At 70.3% G+C, this 5,020-nt stretch carries 6 protein-coding genes; 4 read left to right on the top strand and 2 right to left on the bottom strand.

All coding sequences use genetic code 11. The features are described 5' to 3' along the window. The first annotated feature begins 534 nt into the window (after window positions 1-534). Together VK923_09160 and VK923_09155 are read left to right on the top strand one after the other, a co-directional pair. Window positions 535-723 carry a hypothetical protein gene (locus VK923_09160; protein ID HSJ44835.1) on the top strand — a complete coding sequence of 63 codons (189 nt, stop codon included), beginning with the start codon at window positions 535-537 and terminating at the stop codon, window positions 721-723. Window positions 724-1,614: 891 nt separating this feature from the next. Continuing rightward, window positions 1,615-1,956: a phosphatase PAP2 family protein gene (locus tag VK923_09155; protein ID HSJ44834.1), complete on the top strand. Its 342-nt coding sequence runs from the start codon at window positions 1,615-1,617 to the stop codon at window positions 1,954-1,956. Window positions 1,957-2,215: 259 nt separating this feature from the next. Here the strand turns inward: VK923_09155 and VK923_09150 are convergent, their stop codons facing one another. Continuing rightward, on the bottom strand, window positions 2,216-2,590 hold the full coding sequence (locus tag VK923_09150) for a hypothetical protein (protein ID HSJ44833.1): 375 nt from the start codon (window positions 2,588-2,590) through the stop codon (window positions 2,216-2,218). A 317-nt stretch (window positions 2,591-2,907) separates the two neighbouring features. Here VK923_09150 and VK923_09145 point away from each other — a divergent pair, with 317 nt between their 5' ends. After that, window positions 2,908-3,072, top strand: a complete 165-nt coding sequence (locus tag VK923_09145) for a hypothetical protein (GenBank protein HSJ44832.1) — start codon at window positions 2,908-2,910, stop codon at window positions 3,070-3,072. 84 nt (window positions 3,073-3,156) lie between these two features. Beyond that, complete coding sequence (locus VK923_09140) at window positions 3,157-3,408, top strand: hypothetical protein (GenBank protein HSJ44831.1); 252 nt, start codon at window positions 3,157-3,159, stop codon at window positions 3,406-3,408. Here VK923_09140 and VK923_09135 read toward each other — a convergent pair. Then, window positions 3,393-5,020: MMPL family transporter (locus VK923_09135; protein ID HSJ44830.1), on the bottom strand; the 1,628-nt coding region annotated here is incomplete at its 5' end. The two genes, VK923_09140 and VK923_09135, sit on opposite strands and share 16 nt — an antisense overlap.

Raw genomic sequence — 5,020 nt, 5'->3', positions numbered from 1 at the left:
GTCCTCGTTGTGCCCGTCCAGGCTGCCGTCGTGGACGTGACCGTCGCCAGGGTCCGGATGGGCGCCGGCAGGCACCCCGAGCGTGGCGACGATCCCTGCGGTGGCCAGGATCGAGACAAGTACCCGGCTGGTACGACGATGGCGCGTCATCGTTCCCCCTTGTTGCACGCCGGGGCCGTGAGCCGCCCGACGCGACACGAAGGCTAGACCACGAGCGCGCGGTATGTGGCGTGTGCCCCACTACCGGGCGCTGACGTACGTCAGGGACCCGCCACGTTCGTGGCACGGGAACCTCGGTGGGCGACGGCGACGTCATGAGCGCATGCGCCGCTGCCTGCTCCTCCTCGTACCACTGCTCGCCCTCGCCGCCTGCGGCGACACGCCGTAGGAGAACGCCGCGCCCGAGCCCGAAGAGGGGACTGCGGCGCGTACGTCGTCACCAACGCCGACGAGGAGGACGGCCCGCCGGGCCGAAGCGAGAAGCAGCAGTGCCTGCTGGATGCCTTCGCCAGGGACGACCGCGCCCGCCTGGACGTGGAGTTGCCTACTGTCGAGGGCGACCCGATCTACAACCGCTACACGGTCGTGAGCCACCGGGTCGTCGAGGTCCGCACCAACACGACGCACGACGCGTTCGGAACCCCAGCCATAGTCACCGAGCGGTGCACCAGCCTGGTGGTGGTCGACGGCTACCTGACCGCGGAGGGATGCGCCGCCGGGTAACCAGGGGCGGTACCGAATCCCATCACTACCGCCGCGTGGCACGCACGTGCCAGCTCACGCAGGACGCCGAGCGGCCGCGCGGTCACTGGCAGCTCACGTCGAGCGTGTGACCTGCGACCAGGCTGGCCCAGCAGCCGCGGGCGATGCCCGTTGCGCTGTGCGATGCGTGCCTGGGTGCGCTCATGCGGCGCGGCGCTGATGAACGCGCTCGCTTCCGCCTCGATCAGCTGCTGAAGGATCACTCCAGCGGACAACGAATCGTGTCGGTCACCTCGCGGGCGTTGAGCGCGGCGAACAGTTCGGACAGGTCAGACTCTGTGAGGGGTCACCGGCGTTCTCCTTCGTGATACCGGGTAGGAACACCTCGAAGGTCACGCCGGTGGCCCACCTCAGTGGTGGACTCTCACCCTCCTACACCACGCCACGGGACGTCCCCCCGGCGAGGAGACATCGACATCGCTGCTATCCCGGCCGCCACTTCGCGGCGAACGAGTCAAGGAAGGAGCGGTCGAGTCCCAGGGCGTGAGCCACCTCACCACCCGGCGACATGACCATCGCAGTCGCGAGTTCGAGACGGTCCGCGGCGACCGGTCGGCAACGTGCGGCGAATCAGCTCGCGCATCGAGCCCCGCGAGACCTGTCGATCAGGCCGCACGGCACGCGACGTCGGTGTTCTGGTCGTCGCCGCCGGCGCGGTGGCGATAGGAGCACGGGTCGCGCGTGACGGCCGGCTGCGAGGAATCGAGTCGCGTGGGTTCGCAGCGCTCAACGGTCTCAGCGACCGGCCCTTCGTGCCCGTGTGGTTGGTCATGCAGCTCGGCAGCCTGGGCGGGTCACTGGCGACGGGGCGCTGCCGTCGCTGCGACGGGGCGGCGCCGACTGGGCCGTCGCGTGGCGACTGTCGGGTCACTGTCGTGGCTCGGCTCCAAGGCCATCAAGCCGTTCGCCAAGCGGGGGCGGCCCGCGTTGGTGGTCGAGGTCGCCCGGGTGCTAGGTCGCGAGCAGGCCGGTCTCGGCTACCCCTCCGGGCACGCCGGCGTGGCGGTTGCGATGGCGGCCGCGCTTGCGCCCCACGTGGGCCCGCTGGCTCGGGCTCCCCTGGGGCTGGGCGCGCTCGGCATCGGCGCCTCGCGCATCTACGTGGGTGCCCACATGCCGCTTGACGTCGCTGGCGGCGCCGCCCTCGGCCTGGCGACCGAGCGGGCGCTCCGGCTCGTCACGGGTCGAGCGTGATGCCGAGGTCGGTGTCGAGCCGCTGGCGCAGCTCCCGCCGGGGGTAGAGGTCGACGGCCTGTTGAAGCTCAGTGATCAGTGCGACGTGCGCTCCCCGCTGGAAGTCGTAGCTTCGATACGACGCAGCCGCCGGGGAAGACGTCGACTATGTAGCCGGCGTAGCGGGGATCGATCGACTCGACGAGCTGGTAGGTGCGGGTGCCTTCGTCGCTCGGTGCGATCGGCGTGGCGCCACCCACGTCGCACGACGACCTCAACGTCACCTCAATGCCACGGTCGGCGCGGCGGATTCGAGATCGATGGTGGTGCCCTCGTCGCTGACGTCGAGGCGGGTGAACGACCACCCAGCGGGGAGGTCGGCGATGCACGGTACGTACGCGGCGTCGGGCACCGAGAGCAGGCTCTTGTTGGCCGCCTTGAACCAGACGCCGTAGAGCTCGTCACCGCGGCTGCCGAGGCGCTGCCAGACCGGGGCCCAGCCCGAGCGGACCTCGTCTCCGACCAGGTCGTCGATGGGCAGGATGTCGCCCGACGTGGCATACCAGTCCAGAAGGCCGGGTTGGGGGAGGATGGCTACATCCGGCGGATCGCCTGCGGGCCAAGCGCTGGTCGATGACGGCGGTGATGTCCTCACCCTGGGTGGACGAGAACGCTACCGTTGCGCCGGTACGGTCCGCGAACCGGTCGAGGACGCGCTCGAACGCCTGCGCCTCGGCGCCCTGCCAGACGGCCACCACCTCGACCTGCGCGCCCGCCAGATCGGGTGCCGCGCCGTCGTCGTCACCGGCGCACGACGCGACGACGGCGCAGGGGGCGACCGCTGCGCAGCGTGAGGCCACGACAGGAAGGGCCGCAGGTCCATGACCTTTGCCCCTACGGACCTACCACGGGCGACGCGCACGATGTAGCCACGCGACAAATGATCGTCCAGCTGACGAGCCGGGAGGCGGCATGACGACCACGACGGATCATCGATACGCCGCGCCCACCGTCACGGTGGTGACCAGCCTGGCCGTGGTCGTGGTGCTCGCCGCCCTGGCAGGTGTGGTCGCCGCCGTCCTCCCGGCCCGCCGGGCCGCCAGGATCGACGTGCTGCGGGCCGTCGTCAGCGAGTGACGATCCGGGCGCACGGCGTCGACGACCCGCGCCCATCGGCGCAGGGTTCCCCCCGGACCGACGGCCGTGCGCGAGGCTCTGGCGATGAACGACGATGACCTGCTCGGGGAGCAGCGTGCGTTCTACCGGACACGAGCGCCGGAGTACGACCAGTGGGTGGCAGCGCCAGGCCGCTATGACCGCGGCGAGGGCGAGACTCGGGAGTGGCACCGCCAGGTGACCAGAGTTGACGCGGCGTTGGCAGGTCGGTCCCGTCGATCCGACACGCTCACGGTGTGGGCCGCCAACCTCGCGCTCCCCGACGGTTCCTCACCGAGGGATCACTTCGTCGGCTGACGGGTGCGTGCCGCAGTCGCCCGCGCATGCGGGTCGTACTCCTCGCCGGTGAGGCCGATGAGATCGATCAGGCGCTCGCGCTCCTCGCCGGTGCGCCGGAACGTCACGACGAGGAGCAGGCTCGGCAGGACGAGCAGGGCGACGGTCAACGAGAACGCGATCATGACCGCGGTGAGGGTGCCGAACGTGGCGAAGATCGGCATCGGGGCCAGCGCCATGACCGCGAACCCGAGGATCGAGCTCAGGGCGGAGATCGCGAGCGCGCCGCCCGTGCCCTCGCCGGCGCGCCTGAGCGCGGGGAATCTGCTCGGCTCGCCCTCGAACTCCTCTCGGAACCGCATGGTGAAATGCGTCGAGTAGTCGATCCCCACGCCGACTGCGATCGCGGCGATCGTGGCCGTGACCACGTTGATCTTGAAGCCGGCCAGGAACATGAACCCGTAGATCCACCCGACCACGAGCAGGATCGGTGTCACTGCGGCGATCCCGTACTTCAGGGATCGCATGAACAGCGACGCCAACAGGGTGCACAGCACGACGGCGACGGGCAGCGCGTACACCATGGCCCGGGTGAACGAGTCGAGGCTCGACTTCTGCGTGATCGTCGTGCCCGACACCGCCACCCGGTCGAACGCGCCGGCCGCCGGGCCCTGCTCGAGGTCCGCCGCCGCGTCGTCGAGCGCGCGGCGCGCGTCCGAGATGATCCGATCGTCGGTCAACGACTCGATCCCGATGATGGCGCGCGTCGCGTAGGTGCCGTCCCCGTTGTCCCGGACGACCTCGGGAACGGTCTCGGGCCGGAACGCCAGGAAGCCGCCGTCGGTCGTGATCCCCCGGCTGAACGCCTGGTCGAAGATCGCCTTCGTCTGCGCCGGTGCGTCGGGCAGGCCGTCGCCGTCCTCGTCGGTGACGGCGACGCCCGTCGTCGCCTCGATCTCTGCCCGTGCGGTCTGTGATGCGACGGCAGCACGTGCGATCGTCGTCGCGTCGTCGCCGGTCACCGGCGTTCCGTCGACGTCGCGCTGGAGGAACCCGCGCCCGGCCGCGTCAGCCTCTTCGATGTCGGCCACCGCCTGCTCGAGCGCGCTGAGCGCACTGGGCCGGGTCAGGTCTCCCTCGACGAAGACGTAGCCGTCGTCACCACCGCCGCCGGCACCGAAGTTCTCCTCGAACAGGTCGACGCTCTGGATGAAGCCGCTGTCCTCGGAGAAGAAGTCGCTGAAGGAGAACGCGGTCTCGACCTTGGTGAACCCGATGACCCCGAGGACGGCGAGCACGATCGTGACGGGGATCGTGAAGACGCGCCAGCGCGCCAGGAAGTGCACCACGTCGCCAGCGGACCGCAAGCCGTGACCGGCACCCCTGATCTGCACGCCCGTGGGCCGGCCGGCAGCGGCTGCGCGGGCGTACGAACGACGCGTCCACCAGAACGGCAGTGCGACGAACAGCAGCGCGAACACGACCAGCAGGACGACTCCCGCGATCGGCAGCACGACCGTGAACGTGACCGCCGCCCCGGCGACGAGAGCCATCACGACGAAGCCGACCTTGTTCGGAATCATCCGGCCACGGTCGAGCGGCGGATCGCCGAGGCCGTCCTCGACGGCGAGCA

It is taken from the genome of Euzebyales bacterium (genome assembly GCA_035461305.1).
GTDB lineage: Bacteria > Actinomycetota > Nitriliruptoria > Euzebyales > JAHELV01 > JAHELV01.
The sequence above is the reverse complement of the archived record's forward strand: the minus strand, read 5'-3'. Positions and strand labels throughout refer to the sequence as shown.